At 42.2% G+C, this 17,027-nt stretch carries 17 protein-coding genes; 11 read left to right on the plus strand and 6 right to left on the minus strand.

Annotation, left to right across the window (positions count from 1 at the left end; genetic code table 11):
- Window position 1 precedes the first annotated feature (1 nt).
- From ACN6MV_RS12555 to ACN6MV_RS12575, 5 genes are all read left to right on the plus strand, one after another.
- Window positions 2–841, plus strand: a complete 840-nt coding sequence (locus ACN6MV_RS12555) for a carbohydrate ABC transporter permease (RefSeq protein ID WP_042126927.1) — start codon at window positions 2–4, stop codon at window positions 839–841.
- A gap of 30 nt (window positions 842–871) precedes the next feature.
- Window positions 872–1,984 (plus strand): rhamnogalacturonan acetylesterase, encoded by a 1,113-nt coding sequence (locus ACN6MV_RS12560; protein ID WP_419886470.1) that lies wholly within the window; start codon window positions 872–874, stop codon window positions 1,982–1,984.
- A gap of 113 nt (window positions 1,985–2,097) precedes the next feature.
- Window positions 2,098–2,889 (plus strand): SDR family oxidoreductase, encoded by a 792-nt coding sequence (locus ACN6MV_RS12565; protein WP_042126931.1) that lies wholly within the window; start codon window positions 2,098–2,100, stop codon window positions 2,887–2,889.
- 180 nt (window positions 2,890–3,069) lie between these two features.
- Window positions 3,070–3,786, plus strand: coding sequence for an MgtC/SapB family protein (locus ACN6MV_RS12570; protein ID WP_042126933.1), 717 nt, complete (start codon window positions 3,070–3,072; stop codon window positions 3,784–3,786).
- Window positions 3,787–3,871: 85 nt separating this feature from the next.
- The gene (locus ACN6MV_RS12575) at window positions 3,872–4,861 is read left to right on the plus strand and encodes an aldose 1-epimerase (protein WP_042126935.1); all 990 of its coding nucleotides are present in this window, start codon (window positions 3,872–3,874) and stop codon (window positions 4,859–4,861) included.
- Window positions 4,862–4,960: 99 nt separating this feature from the next.
- On the opposite strand, the gene thrS is transcribed toward ACN6MV_RS12575, so the two are convergent.
- Window positions 4,961–6,874 carry a threonine--tRNA ligase gene (gene thrS, locus ACN6MV_RS12580; RefSeq protein ID WP_419886471.1) on the minus strand — a complete coding sequence of 638 codons (1,914 nt, stop codon included), beginning with the start codon at window positions 6,872–6,874 and terminating at the stop codon, window positions 4,961–4,963.
- Window positions 6,875–7,358: 484 nt separating this feature from the next.
- Here thrS and ACN6MV_RS12585 point away from each other — a divergent pair, with 484 nt between their 5' ends.
- Together ACN6MV_RS12585 and ACN6MV_RS12590 are read left to right on the plus strand one after the other, a co-directional pair.
- Window positions 7,359–8,027: a TraX family protein gene (locus ACN6MV_RS12585; RefSeq protein ID WP_419886472.1), complete on the plus strand. Its 669-nt coding sequence runs from the start codon at window positions 7,359–7,361 to the stop codon at window positions 8,025–8,027.
- A 94-nt stretch (window positions 8,028–8,121) separates the two neighbouring features.
- Window positions 8,122–9,642 (plus strand): copper amine oxidase N-terminal domain-containing protein, encoded by a 1,521-nt coding sequence (locus tag ACN6MV_RS12590; RefSeq protein ID WP_419886473.1) that lies wholly within the window; start codon window positions 8,122–8,124, stop codon window positions 9,640–9,642.
- Window positions 9,643–9,745: 103 nt separating this feature from the next.
- Here ACN6MV_RS12590 and ACN6MV_RS12595 read toward each other — a convergent pair whose 3' ends face one another.
- Window positions 9,746–11,161: a metallophosphoesterase gene (locus ACN6MV_RS12595; RefSeq protein ID WP_419886474.1), complete on the minus strand. Its 1,416-nt coding sequence runs from the start codon at window positions 11,159–11,161 to the stop codon at window positions 9,746–9,748.
- A gap of 207 nt (window positions 11,162–11,368) precedes the next feature.
- Here ACN6MV_RS12595 and ACN6MV_RS12600 point away from each other — a divergent pair, with 207 nt between their 5' ends.
- Together ACN6MV_RS12600 and ACN6MV_RS12605 are read left to right on the plus strand one after the other, a co-directional pair.
- Window positions 11,369–11,968, plus strand: coding sequence for a nitroreductase family protein (locus ACN6MV_RS12600; RefSeq protein WP_042126941.1), 600 nt, complete (start codon window positions 11,369–11,371; stop codon window positions 11,966–11,968).
- 72 nt (window positions 11,969–12,040) lie between these two features.
- The gene (locus tag ACN6MV_RS12605; RefSeq protein ID WP_060622303.1) at window positions 12,041–12,235 is read left to right on the plus strand and encodes a hypothetical protein; all 195 of its coding nucleotides are present in this window, start codon (window positions 12,041–12,043) and stop codon (window positions 12,233–12,235) included.
- 72 nt (window positions 12,236–12,307) lie between these two features.
- Here ACN6MV_RS12605 and ACN6MV_RS12610 read toward each other — a convergent pair whose 3' ends face one another.
- Together ACN6MV_RS12610 and ACN6MV_RS12615 are read right to left on the minus strand one after the other, a co-directional pair.
- Entirely contained in the window at window positions 12,308–13,477 is a 1,170-nt protein-coding gene (locus ACN6MV_RS12610) for a peptidylprolyl isomerase (protein WP_419886475.1), read from the minus strand.
- 185 nt (window positions 13,478–13,662) lie between these two features.
- A complete protein-coding gene (locus ACN6MV_RS12615; protein ID WP_042126947.1) occupies window positions 13,663–13,998 on the minus strand; it encodes a hypothetical protein in 336 nt (111 codons plus the stop codon).
- 182 nt (window positions 13,999–14,180) lie between these two features.
- On the opposite strand from ACN6MV_RS12615, the gene ACN6MV_RS12620 reads away from it, so the two are divergent.
- On the plus strand, window positions 14,181–15,287 hold the full coding sequence (locus ACN6MV_RS12620) for a lactonase family protein (protein WP_419886476.1): 1,107 nt from the start codon (window positions 14,181–14,183) through the stop codon (window positions 15,285–15,287).
- A 124-nt stretch (window positions 15,288–15,411) separates the two neighbouring features.
- On the opposite strand, the gene hfq is transcribed toward ACN6MV_RS12620, so the two are convergent.
- Window positions 15,412–15,633, minus strand: coding sequence for an RNA chaperone Hfq (hfq, locus tag ACN6MV_RS12625; protein WP_042126951.1), 222 nt, complete (start codon window positions 15,631–15,633; stop codon window positions 15,412–15,414).
- A gap of 110 nt (window positions 15,634–15,743) precedes the next feature.
- On the opposite strand from hfq, the gene ACN6MV_RS12630 reads away from it, so the two are divergent.
- A complete protein-coding gene (locus ACN6MV_RS12630; protein ID WP_052414577.1) occupies window positions 15,744–16,385 on the plus strand; it encodes a phosphatase PAP2 family protein in 642 nt (213 codons plus the stop codon).
- Window positions 16,386–16,430: 45 nt separating this feature from the next.
- On the opposite strand, the gene ACN6MV_RS12635 is transcribed toward ACN6MV_RS12630, so the two are convergent.
- Entirely contained in the window at window positions 16,431–16,928 is a 498-nt protein-coding gene (locus tag ACN6MV_RS12635; RefSeq protein WP_052414578.1) for a hypothetical protein, read from the minus strand.
- Window positions 16,929–17,027 lie beyond the last annotated feature (99 nt).

Genomic DNA, 17,027 nt, shown 5'->3' on the forward strand with positions numbered 1-17,027 from the left:
CATGGCGAAAATGAAACTGAAATGGCCGCTGTATCACATTCTTATCGGTGGCCTCGCTATCATTATGCTGTATCCGATTTTGTGGATGATCATGAGCTCTTTTAAAGAGAGCCGGCTTGTATTTGTTACCGCTCAGCAGCTTCTTCCCGATCCTTGGGTATGGGGGAATTATGCTAAAGGCTGGGAAGGGATTGCAGGATACTCCTTTGGTGTCTTTATAAAGAATTCATTAATTATCGTCGTTGTAGCCACTCTAGGAGCGGTGGTTTCTTCTTCACTGGTAGCCTTCGGATTTGCACGTAATAAGTTTGTAGGGCATGGCTTATGGTTCGGTATCATGATGATGACGCTTATGCTTCCTTCAGATGTAGTGCTTGTCCCGCAATATATTATTTATGCAAAATTGGAATGGCTCGATAGTATCAAGCCGATCGTGGTTCCACAGTTCTTCGGAGTTCCATTCTTTATTTTCCTAATGCTGCAGTTTATTCGGACAATTCCTGTTGAACTTGACGAAGCGGCTACAATTGATGGTTGCGGGAAATTTGGTCTATACTTCAGAATTATCCTCCCACTCATCCGTCCATCTATGGCTACTGCAGCGATCTTTTCCTTCTATTGGCGCTGGGAAGACCTGCTTGGGCCAGTGTTGTACCTGAACTCTCCATCTAAATATACAGTTTCTATGGGACTAAAAATGTTCCTCGACAGTGAATCCGTGTCCAACTGGGGACCAATGTTCGCCATGTCCGTTCTTAGCTTGGCACCCGTCATGATTATTTTCTTTATCTTCCAAAAGCAGATTGTAGAAGGAATCAGCACCAGTGGTTTGAAAGGATAATATCTCTAATGAAGAAAGGTGCGGCTGAATTTGGATAGCTATCATTTTGACTTTGGGATTAAAGATACAGAGCCTGGCTACACCAAAATTCGGCCGGATACAAGGTACTCTCCGGAGACGAGATTTGGGTTTACTTCAGACTCGACAGTATTCGGGCGCTCCAGAGGAGGATCGGATACATTACGAAGTGATTTCTGCATTCCGCAGAGAGCTGTCCTCCTATTGGATATTCCTGATGGGATTTACCGCATTTCTTTGTTACTCGGTGATGCTTTAGCAGATACCAGTACAGTAATTCGAGCGGGTGATGGTAAGTACGTATTAGATACTTTAAACGTCCCGGCAGGTCAATATGTACGAGAATCATTTGCGATACGAATCATGGGTGGTCAGCTAAAGCTCACGTTCTCGGGTGCTGCACCCCGAATAAATGCAATGGACATTGAGCCTGATAAAGAACCACTCGTCTTATATTTGGCCGGTGATTCTACGGTAACCGATCAAGGGGAAGCAGGTTATCCTTATGCTGGCTGGGGGCAGTTACTGCCACGCTGCTTCAAAGCAGGACTTGTTGTGGATAATCGGGCTATTTCTGGACGTAGCTCCAAGAGCTTTATTGAGGAAGGGCATTTGGATAATCTTGCCGCAGCTATCAGACCTAGAGATTATATGTTCATTCAATTTGGACATAACGATTCCAAGGGTGATGATCTAAGACACACCGACCCCTTTACTACATATAAAGAGTATTTACTAAGGATGATTACAGTTGCTAGGGAAGCGGGAGCCTACCCAGTATTGGTGACCGCTGTACATAGGCGGAGATTTGATATTAATGAAGCAATTGTAGACACCCATGGAGATTATTTAGTAGCTATGCGGGAGCTCTCAGAGACTGAGAAGATCCCTCTGATCGATTTGGCAGAGAAGAGTCGTAAGCTTTTTGAAACCTATGGAGTGGAAGGAACGAAGGATCTGTTCATGTGGAGCTATCCCGGAGAATATATCTTTCATCCAGTTGGCGTACAGGACAACACGCATTTTCAGATTCTAGGTGCAAGACTTCTAGCTGAACAAATTATTGAAGGTATTCGTGAAGCCGGATTAAATGATCTCATGATTCATCTTCGGCAGGGAGAATAGACACGCCCTTGGGAAAAGTAAATATCTGTCGATTCAACTTCTGTATGCGAGGTTAAGGTTAGGGAAAGAACTTAACTGTAAGGCTTGCATGACAAGAAGGAGGATATTTAGACATGGCAGATAAGAAGCTGGAAGGCAAGGTAGCAATTGTAACAGGAGGAGGTTCCGGTATTGGACGAGCGACCGTGCTTGAGTTTGCTCGAAACGGGGCCAAAGTTGTATTACTAGATAGAACGGTTGAGAACGCAGAAAAGGTTAGAAAACAAGTAGAGAAAGAAGGCGGAGAAGCCCTCGTAATAGAATGCGACGTTGCTGAACCCCCGCAAGTGGAAGCAGCAATAAACAAGGCGGCCGCGAAATGGGGGCGTCTTGATATTGTTTTTGCTAACGCAGGGATTAATGGAGCCATGACGCCCATTGAAACGATGGATATTGAATCTTGGGATCAGACCATTCATATTAATTTGCGCGGAACCTTCGCGACTGTTAAATATGCGATACCGCATCTAAAAGATAGCGGGGGCAGCATCCTGATTAACAGCTCCATTAACGGAAATCGTGTATTTTCCAACGTCGGTTTTTCCGCATACAGTACGACAAAGGCAGGCCAGGTTGCTTTTATGAAAATGGCTGCATTAGAACTGGCGCAATTTCAAATTCGCGTAAATGCGATCTGTCCCGGGGCTATAAAAACCAATATAGATGACAACACTTTTCCATCCGAAGATCTCAAAGAGGTAAAGATCCCTGTTGAATTTCCAGAGGGGGATCAACCGCTGGAGGAAGGACCTGGGCGTCCTGATCAAGTTGCAAAGCTGGCACTTTTTCTGGCATCCGAGGATTCAGATCATATTACAGGAACTGAGATCTATTGTGACGGTGCAGAATCGTTGCTCCATGGTTAAATTTTCGTAAATCATTTTCCTTTAAAACGGATTCTATCCTCTTTGTTATGCGGGATCAAATTGATCGTGAGCGCATATACATTGAGGATAGGAATGCCGTTTTTTTGAATGTAAAATAAAGCTAATCATTATCTCTGTTTTCCGTTATAATGGAGTATCTCTGGGAAAGGAGAATAAACGATGGATTTTCATATTGAATCATTAATTAAGCTATTAGTGGCCATGCTGTTCGGGCTGTTCATCGGGATTGACCGACAGATCAAGCAGAAACCGCTGGGGATTCGGACCAGTATGGTCATAAGCATCGCCTCTTGTCTTGTAACAGTAGTGTCTATTCATGCCTTTGATAAGTTTGCGGGACCAGAGCATCCGAATATGGATCCGATGCGACTGGCTGCACAGATTGTCAGTGGGATAGGGTTCTTGGGTGCTGGTGTTATATTACGAAGAGGCGGAGATGCGATATCAGGTCTCACTTCGGCAGCACTTATCTGGACAGCTTCTGGAATTGGTATAGCTGTGGGCGCAGGCTTCTATATTGAAGCAGCCTATGCGGTTATTCTTCTGATGTTTGCGGTGAATTTGGTTCCTCATTTAATTCGCTCCATTGGTCCTGAAGTACTTAATAAGCACGAAGTTTCGGTTAGAATCATCATGGAAGCCAATTTTGTGCTTACTGAAGTGATCCAAAAAATCGAGCGGCCTCAAGTTAGTACTCAACGAAGTACTAGAAGTCCATCCCGGGCAATCCGCAGAATGAAAATTAAGGATTTGGAAGATGGAAGACAAATGATCGATATGGTGATTTCAGCACCGGATAAAGATTATGCAACAGAGATCTATTATGATGTGAAGAAAATTGATCATGTCATGAGCGTTGAAGTGGAACAGTTGTAAAAAAGGGCATGTCACGTCATGACCAGATGTGGTAATCTATCAAGTAGAGACAATTATCAGACACTGGAAGGGAGAACACATTATTATGTCTATCACAGCATATGAAGGGCAATATGAAGGAGAAGCAGCTATCTGGTTGAAAGCTGGCCGTTATGAGGCAGCAATACTACCAGGTATCGGCGGCAATTTGATCTGTTTCCGAGATACCGAAAACGGTTACCGTTTCTTGCATGAACCGGGCGCTGAGGAAATGGAAGCCTTTAAGGCAAGTCCAGGCATCCATGGTATTCCTGTATTATTTCCTCCGAATCGTTATGAAGATGGTAAATTTCCATGGAATGGTCAAACTTATCAACTCCCAGTAAATGAAGTCGCAACGGGCAACCATTTACACGGATTTTTACATACGGCAGCTTGGGAAGTGGAAGAGTTCGGTAGCGGTAAGACGGAAAGCTTCGTAACCGTATTCATCAAAGTGGATGAGAATCATCCTTCTTATCAATATTTGCCGTTTAAATACACAATGAAACTACGTTATACCCTTGGTGAAGGTGGCTTATCTCAACAGGTGCAAGTGCACAATGATGGTGATGATGTGATGCCTTGCTTGCTGGCATTCCATACCGCAATTAATGCACCATTCGCACCGGGTAGCACTCCACAAGATTATCTTGTAAAAGCTACCATCGGTAATCGCTGGGAATTGAATGACCGTATGCTTCCGACTGGTAAATTCCAAGAGCTGGAGCCGGGAGAAACTCAGCTTCGTGATGAAGGTGTGAATCCTTATTTTGCTTCGATGGACAACCATTACACGGCTGTTGCTCAGAACGGGCGTAACCGTATGGAGCTTACGGACAGCAAAGCTGGTGTAACTTTAGTTTATGATGTAGGGACTTCGTACAAGCAGTGGATGATCTGGAATAATGGTGCTTCTGAACAGTTCTTCTGCCCTGAACCGCAAATCAACCTGGTGAATGCGCCAATGGTAGATCTGCCAGCAGATGAGATCGGCTTGTTCAGCCTCAAACCAGGCGAATATTGGGAAGAAAGCAGTCGTCTGTATGTGAAATAGGATGATCGTGAATCATCAGATGTGATAAAGAAAGGGCAGTCTAATCGTAGTTTTCCTACGAATAGGCTGCCCTTTAACCTTTGAATTAGGAGCTGGACTTTATTTTTTGTTAGCTATTTCTTCATTAATCTGCCCGATAATATCTAGTATACTCTTGGAGCCAAGATCTCCTTCGCCGCGTTTTCTTACGGATACATTGCCAGAGTTCTTCTCATTCTCACCAAGTACGAGCATGTAAGGAGCTTTTTCCAGCTGAGCTTCACGGATTTTGTATCCTAGCTTCTCATTTCGGATATCAACCTCTACACGAATCCCAGCTTGTTCTAAAGATTGTTTCACCTGAAATGCATAATCAACGTAGTTCTCAGAGACGGGCAATAACTTCGCTTGAACTGGTGCCAGCCATAGCGGGAATGCTCCGGCATAATGCTCCGTAATAATCCCCATAAAACGGTCAATCGACCCATAAACAGCGCGATGAATTACGACCGGGCGGTGCTTAAGATTATCTTCCCCGATGTAAGTAAGATCGAATTTCTCTGGCATTTGCCAATCTAGTTGGATGGTCCCACATTGCCAGCTTCGTTTTAGCGCATCTAAGATATGAAAATCAATCTTAGGTCCATAGAACGCGCCATCACCTTCATTCACACGATACTCGATCCCGAGATTGTTTAATACATTTTGCAGAGATTGTTCAGCCTGATCCCATAATTCTTCAGATCCCATATAATCTGCCGGACGAGTCGATAATTCAATTCTATACTCAAAACCAAACACTCCATAAATATGGTCAATCAGTGAGATTACCCGGCTTATTTCATCCTCAATTTGCTCTGGTAAAACGAAGAGGTGGGCATCATCCTGACAGAAAGTACGAACTCTCATCATCCCGTTAAGTGCGCCTGAATATTCGTGGCGATGTACTTGACCGAATTCCGCAATACGGATAGGCAGCTCTCGGTAGGAATGCAGATTATTTTTGTAGATCAACATATGTCCCGGGCAGTTCATCGGTTTAAGGGCAAATGTTGTTTCGTCTACATTTGTGAAGTACATATTGTCTTTGTAGTGATCCCAGTGCCCGGATTGTTCCCAAAGCCGATTGTTCATCATCAGCGGTGTACGAACTTCATCGTACTCTCTCTGTCTTTGTAATTCACGGGCAAAGTTTTCAAGCTCTGTACGGATTGTCATTCCCTTGGGAAGATAGAAGGGCATACCTGGTGCTTCGTCAGAGAACATGAACAATTCCAGTTCCTTGCCGAGCTTACGGTGATCACGTTTTTTAGCTTCTTCAAGAAAGAGCAAGTGGTCTTCAAGCTGAGCTTTCTTAGGAAAAGCAGTTCCGTAAATGCGTTGCAGCATTTTATTATTGGAATCTCCACGCCAGTAGGCTCCAGCTACATTTAACAGCTTAAAGGCTTTGACCAAGCCAGTAGAGGGAAGATGTGGACCTCGGCATAGATCCGAGAATTCACCTTGATCATAAATAGTTAATACTGTGTCTTCCGGCAGATCACGAATAAGCTCCAGCTTTATAGGCTCATTCATCTCTTCAAAAAGCTTGATTGCTTCTGTGCGTGAAACGACACGGCGGACGATCGGGTGATTCTCTTGAATAATTCTCGCCATCTCTTGTTCGATTGCAACAAGGTCATCCGTGGATAAAGGTGACTCGATGTCAATGTCATAATAGAAGCCGTCTTCGATCACTGGCCCTATGCCAAGCCGGACACCCTTATCTCCATATATACGTTTTATGGCTTGTGCCATGATATGTGCTGTACTGTGTCTATAAATTTCCAGGCCGTCTTTGCTATCCAACGTAACAATTTCGAGCTGGCAATCATGTTCGATCGGTTGGTTTAAGTCAACGGATCTGCCATCAATTTTTCCAGCTACAGCACTTTTTTTCAGACTGGTACTTATGGCACCTGCTGCTTCTTTAATCGTCGTTCCTTGCAGTACCTCTCTAATTGTTCCGTTTTGCAGTTTTACCTTGATCTCCATGATTGTTAGCCTCCATTTCTCAAAAATTGTTAGTGGTGAACGCAAAAAAACGCATCTCTCCCAGAAAGGGACGAGTGCGTTCAGCTCGTGGTTCCACCCTAATTCGACCTATCACAAGGATAGGACCTCATTGGTATCCGATATCGAGGATAAATCGGTGTCACATACTACCGCGAAATTTGGATCAACGGATTCAGCGCCACAGCTACAAAGGGGTAACTTCACAATCGTTTACTGGAGAAGCTTTCAGCCTGGACCTCTCTCTCTGGACAGTTCGTATAGGAAATCATGTCTTTGATCATTGCCATATGATGTTGCTCGTTCATAGTACTCAATTGCACACCATAAAGTCAAGAGGGAAAAACCCAGAAGTAGAGGATCTTTTTATGATCTTTTTATTTATGGTCATCATTTGCGTATTGGCAAAGGAGATGAAGTACTCATTGGCGAAAGTATGATATCAACCCATTTAAGGAGGTTTGATATGCAGATTCTCGCTATGCTGACTATGCTAATCGACCATATAGGCTATATCTTTTTTCCAGAGGATATTGCTTGGAGATATGTAGGGAGAATAGCCTTTCCCATTTACTGTTACGGACTTGTGCAGGGACATATCCATACATCATCCAAACCAAAATATTTGTTCCGACTGCTCATAATCGCTATTATTGCTCAGATTCCATACAATTTTGCAATTAATCCTGGCGGATGGAATGTTGTATTTACACTTCTGTTATCGGCAATCGTTTTGGTTATTTTGGATAAGCTTCCCACTCTATGGCTTGGTATACCTGTTGTCATTGGGGCTATCGCGTTAATGGATTATTTCCCTATAGACTATAATGCGTATGGTCTGCTGTTAGTATTAATCTTCCGGTATACGAAGTCATACTGGCTTGTCGGAGCTCATTTAGCACTGAATATATTCTATATGTTCTATAATTTTTGGACAGTGCAAATGCTTAGTATTATACCTACGCTGTTGATTGCTTTGACGCCTGCACTATGGGGATATTTAGAGCGTCACCGGGTGCCACGCTGGGTGTGGTGGTCTTTTTATCCAGCACATTTATTGATTTTGGGCATATTCAAGGGTCTGATTTACAATGATTGGCTTTCTATTGAATGGCGAAGTTTGTTGAATTTATAGTATTTTTACAATAATTCATACTTTGATTTACAAATGTTACCTTTGCTGAGATAATGGATTGATTTCAAAAAAATCTTAAAAAAGGAGACTTGCTATGAGGAGAATGAAAGCTAAGGCAAAATGGTTTATTCCTTTTGTCGCACTGCTGCTTGTTCTGGCCGGTTGTCAATCGGTTGGAGGTTTCGATGTTAATAAGGCATTGATCGGGGATGTCGATGTTAAATCATCAGAATCCAGCATGACGTTTTCTATGAACGCTGAGCCTTCAGAAGGAATTAGCGCAGAAGATAAGGAAATGGTCGATCTCATAAATTCTTTTTCCGTGAGTATCAGTAATGCAAAGTTACAAGAGAATGGTAATGTATCTGCAAATGGAACGATCGGCTATAAACAATTGAATATTCCTTTCGCATTGTTTATGGACAAACAAACTTTAGTCTTTACTGTTGAAGGAGCAAAACAACCGTTTTACTTCCCAATTCAAGGCTATGATGAGGTTTTTGCTGAAGTCGGTTTGGATCTGACTAAAGCTGAGGATCTTAGTAAGCTGCTAACGAAGTTTGTGGTGAAGAATCTTCCGAATCCAAGCGCAATTAGTGTAACACCAGTTAGTGAGGCTGTGTATGGTCAGCAAGTGAATATGACGAAGTTACATACCGAAGTGACGGGTGATGAGCTTCCAGCTTTGTTAAAAGGATTCCTGAAATCGATCTCTAAAGATACTGAAGGCTTTACAGAATTGGTTGGTGGTCTGTACGACTATCTGTACCCAGTGATCAAAGCTATGGACGAAAAAGGCTCCGGTGATTTGCGGAATCTTGGTTTTGGAGATATCCCTTTAGATGATAAAGAAGCAGTAGTTACCGTACTTCATGATGCAGCAAAATTGGCTGTCGATGCGGTACTTCTGGTATATGACAATCAACTGAATAGTCTTTACAAATCCACCCCTGAGCTTAAGACAGTGCTGAGTAAGGATACGAAGCTTGCTGTCGACATTTTTGTTGATAGCAGTCTACATGTTCGTAAACAGAATGTTGATCTGAAAGTGGCACTTCCAGGTACTGAAGATATGCCGTTAAAGAGTTTCTCCCTTAAGGCTTCCAGTCAGGTTTGGAACATTGGTGGGGCTGTAACCGCAGATCCAATCAGTACAAAAGGGGCACTTGATGTTTCTTCCGGTAGTTTAACGCCTGCAGAGACTTTGAACAATTTTGACCCGAATTCTAACGTTTATCGTATATTGAAAGACGATCTTGGTATCACCAAGAGAACGATTGTCATCGAGCCTGACGACGAATATTATTATCCGATCGTAGACAATTATACGACCTACATTCCACTGCGGTACCTGGCAGAAGATTTAGATGCTACTGTGGAATGGGATACAGTCAATCGTGCCATTATCGTAACGGATGGTGTGTACGGTGATAAACTGGTATTCAAAATCGGTTCTTCCGAAGCAGTGATTAACGGTGAAAAAGTGAAGCTTGCTGAGCCTGTATTTGTTGACGAATATGGTGATGCCTATGTATCACTACGCGTGCTTGCTGAAGCACTTCATGCTTCTGTGTATGTAGATGATGAGGGTTGGATTACTATTACTCGGAAATAGTTGTTCGATCTTCATTAATCAAATAACACATCCAAACCCAGCTTCTTATTTCGCAGAAATGCGAGTGGGAGCTGGGTTTTTTTATATAGAATATGCCATTCTTTTATTGCTTCGTTAAAACCACCTCTAAGTCGACATTACTTAACGCTTTTTCTTCAGCCATACTTTGAACATAACCTCCCAAGAAACCGTCCTGCTGTCCCTCCCAAAGCCTATAGCCCGGCAACGCTTTAATATCTTTAGCGAAGGTACCCGCAGTTCCTGCGAAGTATCGTACATTCAGCATGGACATTACCTTCGCCATGGATTCTTTTTCAGCTTCTGTTAAAGGACTTTCCTTAAGACTATCCATAGCTTTGTCATAGGAGTTAGAAGCAAAGGCTTCTTCGGCATATGCCTTGAAGTTTAAGAGATTGTGATCTGTAATCTGGTTAGCTTCAGCCCAACCTTCAACGTTTAAGGCGGTTGTTTTATAATTTACGGCCCGCGTGACGGGATCGAAGGTCATGGCACCATATTGATGTGGATTGACGGCCATTGCACTCGTAGCGATATCAAAGATTGGCATTTGTTCAGTGGATACTGTGTCTTGATTTGTGTCTGCTGGATCTACTTGAATATCCTGCATATGAATATGTCCTGAGAGGACTAGATTCAGCCCATTCTTCCTCAGGGATTGAATAGCTTCCTGACTGTTATTAAGCTTAAATCCTGAAACCGACATAGAAGTATGGTTCAGTAAGTTATGGTGCATCACCGTAATCACTGAAGCGTGTTCTTTGGCTGCAAGCTTAATGGATTCGTCCATCCATGAAAGAGTAGAGGAAGCAATACGTCCATCCGTCTGAGGGAATCCGTATTTCAGATTATTAAGATATTGGCTGCTGTCTATCATGAGAATCCATAAGTTGGGGGCGGCCTTGACGATATAGCTTAATGATTCCTTATCGCGTGATACAGCCTCTTTGTAGCCGAAATCCGCATATATTTTGACGAAGTCTTTGTCCGTAATTGAATCCGTAAGGAGCTGTTTATCGCCGCTGAAGGATCTAGCCCAAGGATTGAATATGTCGTGATTGCCAGGAATGACATAAACAGAGGTTCCTTGTTGTTCAATTCGTTTTAGCTTTTCGGTTAACTTTTGATGGCTGCTGCGTTCCCCATTATTAGTTAAATCACCACTGAGGATGATAAACGCAGGCTTTTTCTGTTCAGCTTCATAGACCAAAGCTTCAGCCATTTCATCACTGTAAGGCAGCATTTTCCCGTCACCGCCCGTGACATAGGTCTGAAAAGCCTGACCACCGTCCTGAAGATCCTTATCTAAAAAGTGAGTATCTGTAGCTACCCAGAAAGATACAGGTTTAAGTTCAGTCTGATCAAGTTCTATAGCATTTAAATTAGACGATTTTGTGTCTTTACAGCCAGTAAGCGCCAAGCTAAGGCAAAGAAGCATTATACAAGAGAATATGACCGTTTTTTTATGTAGGATGAGCGCTTTATCTGTTGTGAATTTCATATAAATAACCTTCCTTCTGTACTTTTGCTGCACTATTGTAGCTTATTTTCAGCAGTTATGTATATCGGAAAAGTGAAGAGGAGATGTTACTTACCGGGAGCCTTTTATATCCGACAATATTAGTTGTGAATAAATGTTGTGTTTTTAGAAAAAAGGTGATAAGATGTACAAAAGTAAGTTACTTAAATAAATGGAGGTAGTTATTTTATGTCTAACAATTTTTTAGAAGCGGTTAAAGGAAGACGTTCTATTTATGCTATTAGCAAAGAATCCACGGTAACAGATGCTCAAATTATTGAAATCGTTGAACAAGCGGTTTTGCATAGCCCTACATCATTCAACTCCCAAAGCTCCAGAGCGGTTGTTCTTTTAGGTGAACAGCATGATAAATTATGGGATATCACGACAGAAACTTTGCGCAAAATCGTTCCAGCTGAACAATTTGAAGGAACAGCGCAAAAACTAGCATCTTTCAAAGCAGGATACGGTTCCGTATTGTTCTTTGAAGACCAAGCGGTAGTGAAGAACCTTCAAGAAAACTTTGCATTGTATGCGGAGAACTTCCCAGTTTGGTCTAACCAATCTTCGGGCATTCTGCAATTCGTAGTATGGACTGCACTTTCTGAAGTAGGTTTAGGCGCATCCCTGCAGCACTATAACCCACTGATTGATGACGAAGTGAAAGAAGCATGGGGTATCCCGCAAGAATGGAAGCTGATTGCACAATTGCCGTTTGGTAAGACAGTAACTCCAGCAGGTGAGAAACAATTCCAACCGATCGAAGATCGCGTTAAAGTCTTTAAATAAGCTTAAAAGAGTGTTTAAAACCTTCTTGACCTGGCTAAGTGAAGTATATAGTCAGGTTAAGGAGGTTTTTGTATGCCGTGGAACAAAGATGATTATCCAGATTCACTGAAGAACTTCACAGCACCAGTTCGTAATAAAGCGATAGATATTGCTAATGCACTGCTAGAAGATGGATATGAAGAGGGAAGGGCGATCTCTATTGCTACCGCGCAAGCGAAAGAGTGGGGAGAGAATCGTGATAAGCAGATTCGAAAAAAAGGACACTAATCAGTTCGGAAATTGGTACAAAAAAAAGCAGGACAGCGTCTTATAACGCTTGTCCTGCTTTTTACTTTCGTATTATTCAGCGGATTCAGTTCCTGCTTCTGCGCTTGCAGATGGTTCAGGAGAAGCTGTTGCTTCTTTTTTGGCATCCGTAAGTGAATTTGTGATTTTAGCTTTTGCAGTTGTATCTGACAACCAAGAAGTGGAAAGGGTGGAAACCTTTTGAGACACAAGCGTCTTTTTGATTTCATCTTTCTTTTCTTCCAAGGTGTAGTTTTTAGCATCTTTGTGGTCGGTTACTTTAATGATGTGATAACCATAATCGGATTTCACAGCATCACTTGTTTCCCCAACTTTAAGCTTAAATGCTACATCAGAGAATTCAGCTACCATATCTCCACGTTTGAAGAAGTCTAGATCTCCGCCATTATCTTTTGAACCAGTATCCGAAGATTTTTCTTTGGCTAGTTCAGCGAAATCTGCTCCGTCTTTCAATTGCTTCAGAATTGCATCAGCTTCTTCTTTAGTCTCAACGAGAATGTGGGAAGCACGAACTTGTTCTTCTTCGTTGAAAGAAGCTTTATTTGCATCATAATATTCCTTGATTTCTTCATCGGTTACAGTTACTTGCGGCTCAAGAATCTTACGCAGTTTAACTTGCAGTGGCATTTGTTTCTTCAAGTCATCAACTGTCATTGAGCTTTGTTGCAATGCAGCATTAAATGCAGCTTCTCCGCCGAATTGAGCTTTAAGATCTTCTAATTCAGCATTGATGTCTTCATCAGTAACGGTTACGTTAGCTTTTTTAGCTTCTTGATCAACGAGTTCTGTAGTAATCATAGCTTGCAGCGTGCTTTCTCCACCAGCTTCGATCAATTTATCATAAAGTTGTTCTTTAGTAATGTTAGTTCCGTTAACGGTAGCAACAGCTGTGTTGCTGTCGTCCTTTTGGAACGGAGGCTTAATCAGTACAATGATAAGTGCCGCAGCCAGAACCACGGAGGCAATCATCCAGCCCTTGTTACCTTTGGGAGAAGCTGGTGGAGCAGGTGGGGTTGTATTGTTGTTACTGCCGACTTTGTTCATTACTGGAATACTTTCTTGTTTTACTGTATTCACAGGTTCTTCAGCAGCTACGACCTCCACTTCATTTACTTCATTGGTATTCTCGGAAGTGTTCAACTCTTCCTCCGTAGTACCGTTGTTTTCTAAGTTCTCATTTCCATTCAGATCTTTTTTGTCCATTATGAGTAATGACTCCCTTCAATATAGGTGTTGCTTGTCTATTAACAACTTTAACAGAAATCCTGATCCTAAACCTTAAGAAAGTATAAAAAAAGATAGGATCTTTTTAAGTTTCTATTAATAAAAAGCAAAAAGCCGGAATTGGCATCGGTAACATGCCCTTCCGGCTTATGGGAATAAGATGTTTACTTCAGTCCTTTCAATAGATGACGAATACTTTCTTGTTTCCGTCTTGGGACACGAACGTTTTTAGCGAATAGTCCCTTTTCTCCGAAATAAATGCAGTCGTCTTCGATAGAACTGATCTTGTTCAGATTGACATAACAGCCACCGTACACATGATAGTAAGTTGAATTGGATAACAATCGTTTTAATTGCTCGGCAGTCATTCTCTTTTTTATGTTGTAGTTTCTGCCGTGAAAAATGACCAAATCATGGTCTCCGACCTTAAAGAACAGAATGTCTGTTTCCACCTCGAAGTCCTCGTATACATTTCTGGCTTCCAGCAGGATGCTACTCATTCATGTTCCCCCTTTGTACTTAATAAAAGACTAATGTTAGCGCTTTCATTATAACACACTCCCTAATCCTTGGAAAGCCTTATTTTTGAACTATTTGTCACACTTTTTACTTTATAGTTTGTCATTAACGTTTAAAAACTGTAAATTATATAATAGCAATACTTTGAAGGAGGAATATAGTGATGGAAAAGCAGACTAAGTTATTGCTGTTTACGGGTTCTTATGCAAGTGCCACGGAAAGCGGTGTGCAGGTATTTGAATTCGATGGCGAAGCAGGAGGTACGTTAAAATTAATCGACTCGGTTCAGGGCTTAACTAACCCTACCTTTGTTAATGTGGATGCTACAGCGCTGCGTTTATATGCCATAGGAGAAAAGCCGAATGGTGAGGGTGGAAAAGAGGGCGAAGTCGTTACCTTTGCAATCGATGCTAAGAGTGGGAAATTGAGCGAATTGAACCGAATAGCCACAATGCCTGCTTCAGGTAATGGCCAAACAACCACATGTCATATTTCTAGAGACCTAAACAATGAATACGTTGTTGTTTGCAGTTATCATGGTGGCACTGTAGGCTTGATTACATTAGATGAAGAAAAAGTTGCTAGTCAACTTACGGATGTCGCCATTCATTCCGGCCACGGTCAACATCCTGAACGTCAGGATCGCCCGCATCCCCATTCAGCTATCTTCAGTCCAGACGGGCAGTATCTGTTTGTTTCTGATCTTGGTCTGGATATCATTCGGTCCTACAAAATCAACAGAGATTTGAACAAACTAGAAGTTCACGCTGATACGGTGCTTCATCCGGGAGCAGGACCTCGTCATTTTGCTTTTCATCCAGATGGAAAGTCAGCTTATGTAATAAACGAAGTGGATTCCACAATAACATCGTTTACATATGACAGTGCTACAGGTACTCTTCACACTGTAGATACAGTTTCTACTTTGCCTGAGGATTTTAAGGAAGAGAATACTTGTGCCGAAATTGCTACTTCAATAGATGGAAGATATCTTTACGCATCTAACCGTGGAGCAGATAATATCGCAGTATTTGCGGTGGATCCCACTACTGCCAAGCTTACACTAATTGAATATGTATCTACTCGTGGAGGGCATCCACGACACTTCTCTTTAACTCCGGATGGGGCTTATCTGATTGTTGCGAATCGTGACGCTAATAACTTGGTTGTATTCTCTATTGAAGCAGCTAGTGGTCGTCTCGTATTTACTGGAAATACAGCCGAGGTATCTAAGCCGGTATGTGTGAAGCCTGTGATTTTCCCTGTATAAAAGAAGCTCATTAACAAGAGTGAATTAGACAATTTAAGAAAATAATAAAGGGAACACCGGATATGTTGTCCGGTGTTCCCTTTATTATTGAAAAGAGGATGAAGAAATGAAATGAGCTTGTGAGCTATTTGAGTGAGACGGGCTTAAGAGGTACAATAGTGGATACTGCAGATTTAAATAGCACATTCTGTCTGCCATCACCTTGACCCTGTAAAGTGATTGTGAATGCATCATACGAGGTTACGACGCCTTGCATTTTCACACCATTCGTTGTGAAAATCGTCACGGGCACCTTTGTGGAAATAAACTGGTTCAACAAACGTTCCTGTAATTTTAGACTCTCCACTTTGGCAGCACTCCATCTTTTTGTATATTTATTTCTCTATAATTATAGCACGGGTTAGAGCTTCACTGGAAATGCGATCGACAGGCACAAAATTAGACACGGAGGTATTTATGCTTTATTATCAGAACTGGTCTAGAGGTTTTCGTTATTTTATAGGGTTTGCTGCTTGTTTCGTCGTTATTGCGATTCTAGTTCATATGAATAAGGTATCATCATTTGATAACTATATGATTCATTTGGTTCAATCCGCTGAATCACCTGGGCTGACCTCATTTGCGAAAGGATTATCTCTGATTGGTTCCTCTAAGGTAGCGATTGGAATATCTATCGGTACGATGGCTCTGCTCTATTTTCTGCTGAAACATCGGCTTGAGCTAATTCTATTCCTATGGGTTGGACTAGGCTCACAGCTATTGAATACACTTATGAAGTTGTGGTTTCAAAGGGAACGCCCGAATTTCCATCGTATTGTCCAAGAGATTGGGTATAGTTTCCCAAGTGGACACTCTATGGCAGCCTTCTCCTTGTATGGGGTAATTGCCTATTTACTGTGGCGGCATTTGCCGCGAAGAAGTGAACGGATCCTGTTAATAATGTTTGCAGTATTCATGATCGTAGGCATTGGCTGGAGTCGTATTTATTTGGGAGTCCATTATCCTAGCGACGTTATTGGAGGTTTTGCTGCGAGTGGCGCATGGCTGATGTTATCCGTCGGTCTATTTGAAGCCTATAAAAAACGGATATCTTCATAAGGAATGGAGATACCCGTCGATTAGTTAAGGATTCAGTGGGATATTTTAAGGGTTCATCACATGATGTTCCGAAGATTTTCGATCCTGGAAATGACCCATTTTACCTATTTTTTTCTTCAGCATAGAAGGAAGTCCAGCCTTTAGCTTTTGGGCTTCTTCTTTCGTGAGCCGTCCCTCGGTGATGGCTTGATCCAGCCGCTTACTTGCGGATTCGCTGAGCTTCTGAATATATTGCTCCTCTGTCCAGCCTTTTTTCTCACGGGCTAGCTCGGGGAGGGTTTTGCCTGATTTAAGGCTATTGATTAGCTCTGTTCGATCCATCTCAAGCAGCTTGGCTGTTTCGAAAATAATGAAATGTCCGCCGGCTCTGAATTTCCCGTCTTTCCCTGGAGGGGGTCTATGACCTTTTTCCAAGGGCCCAGAATCAGGTGCAGCGGAAGTTACATTCTCAGCTGACGCATGCCCAATAGGAGCAAGAGCTGAAGACAGACTGAGGAAAAGAACCGCTGTAATAGTCGCGAATTTTTTGATGTTGTTATTCATTCACTCACCTCGTATGTTATATGTGATAGGTACTTACTTGAATTAGTATTCCCTGAAAGCTGAAAGAATCATGAGTGAGAGCTTAAATGATCTTAAAAT

Origin of the sequence: Paenibacillus sp. B-A-8, assembly GCF_048572915.1 — a bacterium.
Classification (GTDB): domain Bacteria; phylum Bacillota; class Bacilli; order Paenibacillales; family Paenibacillaceae; genus Paenibacillus_AQ.

What these genes read in the sequence shown, in the direction of transcription:
- ACN6MV_RS12555 (WP_042126927.1), top strand. Translation starts at nt 2, where the DNA reads ATGGCGAAAATGAAACTGAAATGGCCGCTGTATCACATTCTTATCGGT.
- ACN6MV_RS12565 (WP_042126931.1), top strand. Translation starts at nt 2,098, where the DNA reads ATGGCAGATAAGAAGCTGGAAGGCAAGGTAGCAATTGTAACAGGAGGA.
- ACN6MV_RS12570 (WP_042126933.1), top strand. Translation starts at nt 3,070, where the DNA reads ATGGATTTTCATATTGAATCATTAATTAAGCTATTAGTGGCCATGCTG.
- ACN6MV_RS12575 (WP_042126935.1), top strand. Translation starts at nt 3,872, where the DNA reads ATGTCTATCACAGCATATGAAGGGCAATATGAAGGAGAAGCAGCTATC.
- thrS (WP_419886471.1), bottom strand. Translation starts at nt 6,874, where the DNA reads ATGGAGATCAAGGTAAAACTGCAAAACGGAACAATTAGAGAGGTACTG.
- ACN6MV_RS12585 (WP_419886472.1), top strand. Translation starts at nt 7,359, where the DNA reads ATGCAGATTCTCGCTATGCTGACTATGCTAATCGACCATATAGGCTAT.
- ACN6MV_RS12590 (WP_419886473.1), top strand. Translation starts at nt 8,122, where the DNA reads ATGAGGAGAATGAAAGCTAAGGCAAAATGGTTTATTCCTTTTGTCGCA.
- ACN6MV_RS12595 (WP_419886474.1), bottom strand. Translation starts at nt 11,161, where the DNA reads ATGAAATTCACAACAGATAAAGCGCTCATCCTACATAAAAAAACGGTC.
- ACN6MV_RS12600 (WP_042126941.1), top strand. Translation starts at nt 11,369, where the DNA reads ATGTCTAACAATTTTTTAGAAGCGGTTAAAGGAAGACGTTCTATTTAT.
- ACN6MV_RS12605 (WP_060622303.1), top strand. Translation starts at nt 12,041, where the DNA reads ATGCCGTGGAACAAAGATGATTATCCAGATTCACTGAAGAACTTCACA.
- ACN6MV_RS12610 (WP_419886475.1), bottom strand. Translation starts at nt 13,477, where the DNA reads ATGGACAAAAAAGATCTGAATGGAAATGAGAACTTAGAAAACAACGGT.
- ACN6MV_RS12615 (WP_042126947.1), bottom strand. Translation starts at nt 13,998, where the DNA reads ATGAGTAGCATCCTGCTGGAAGCCAGAAATGTATACGAGGACTTCGAG.
- ACN6MV_RS12620 (WP_419886476.1), top strand. Translation starts at nt 14,181, where the DNA reads ATGGAAAAGCAGACTAAGTTATTGCTGTTTACGGGTTCTTATGCAAGT.
- ACN6MV_RS12630 (WP_052414577.1), top strand. Translation starts at nt 15,744, where the DNA reads ATGCTTTATTATCAGAACTGGTCTAGAGGTTTTCGTTATTTTATAGGG.
- ACN6MV_RS12635 (WP_052414578.1), bottom strand. Translation starts at nt 16,928, where the DNA reads ATGAATAACAACATCAAAAAATTCGCGACTATTACAGCGGTTCTTTTC.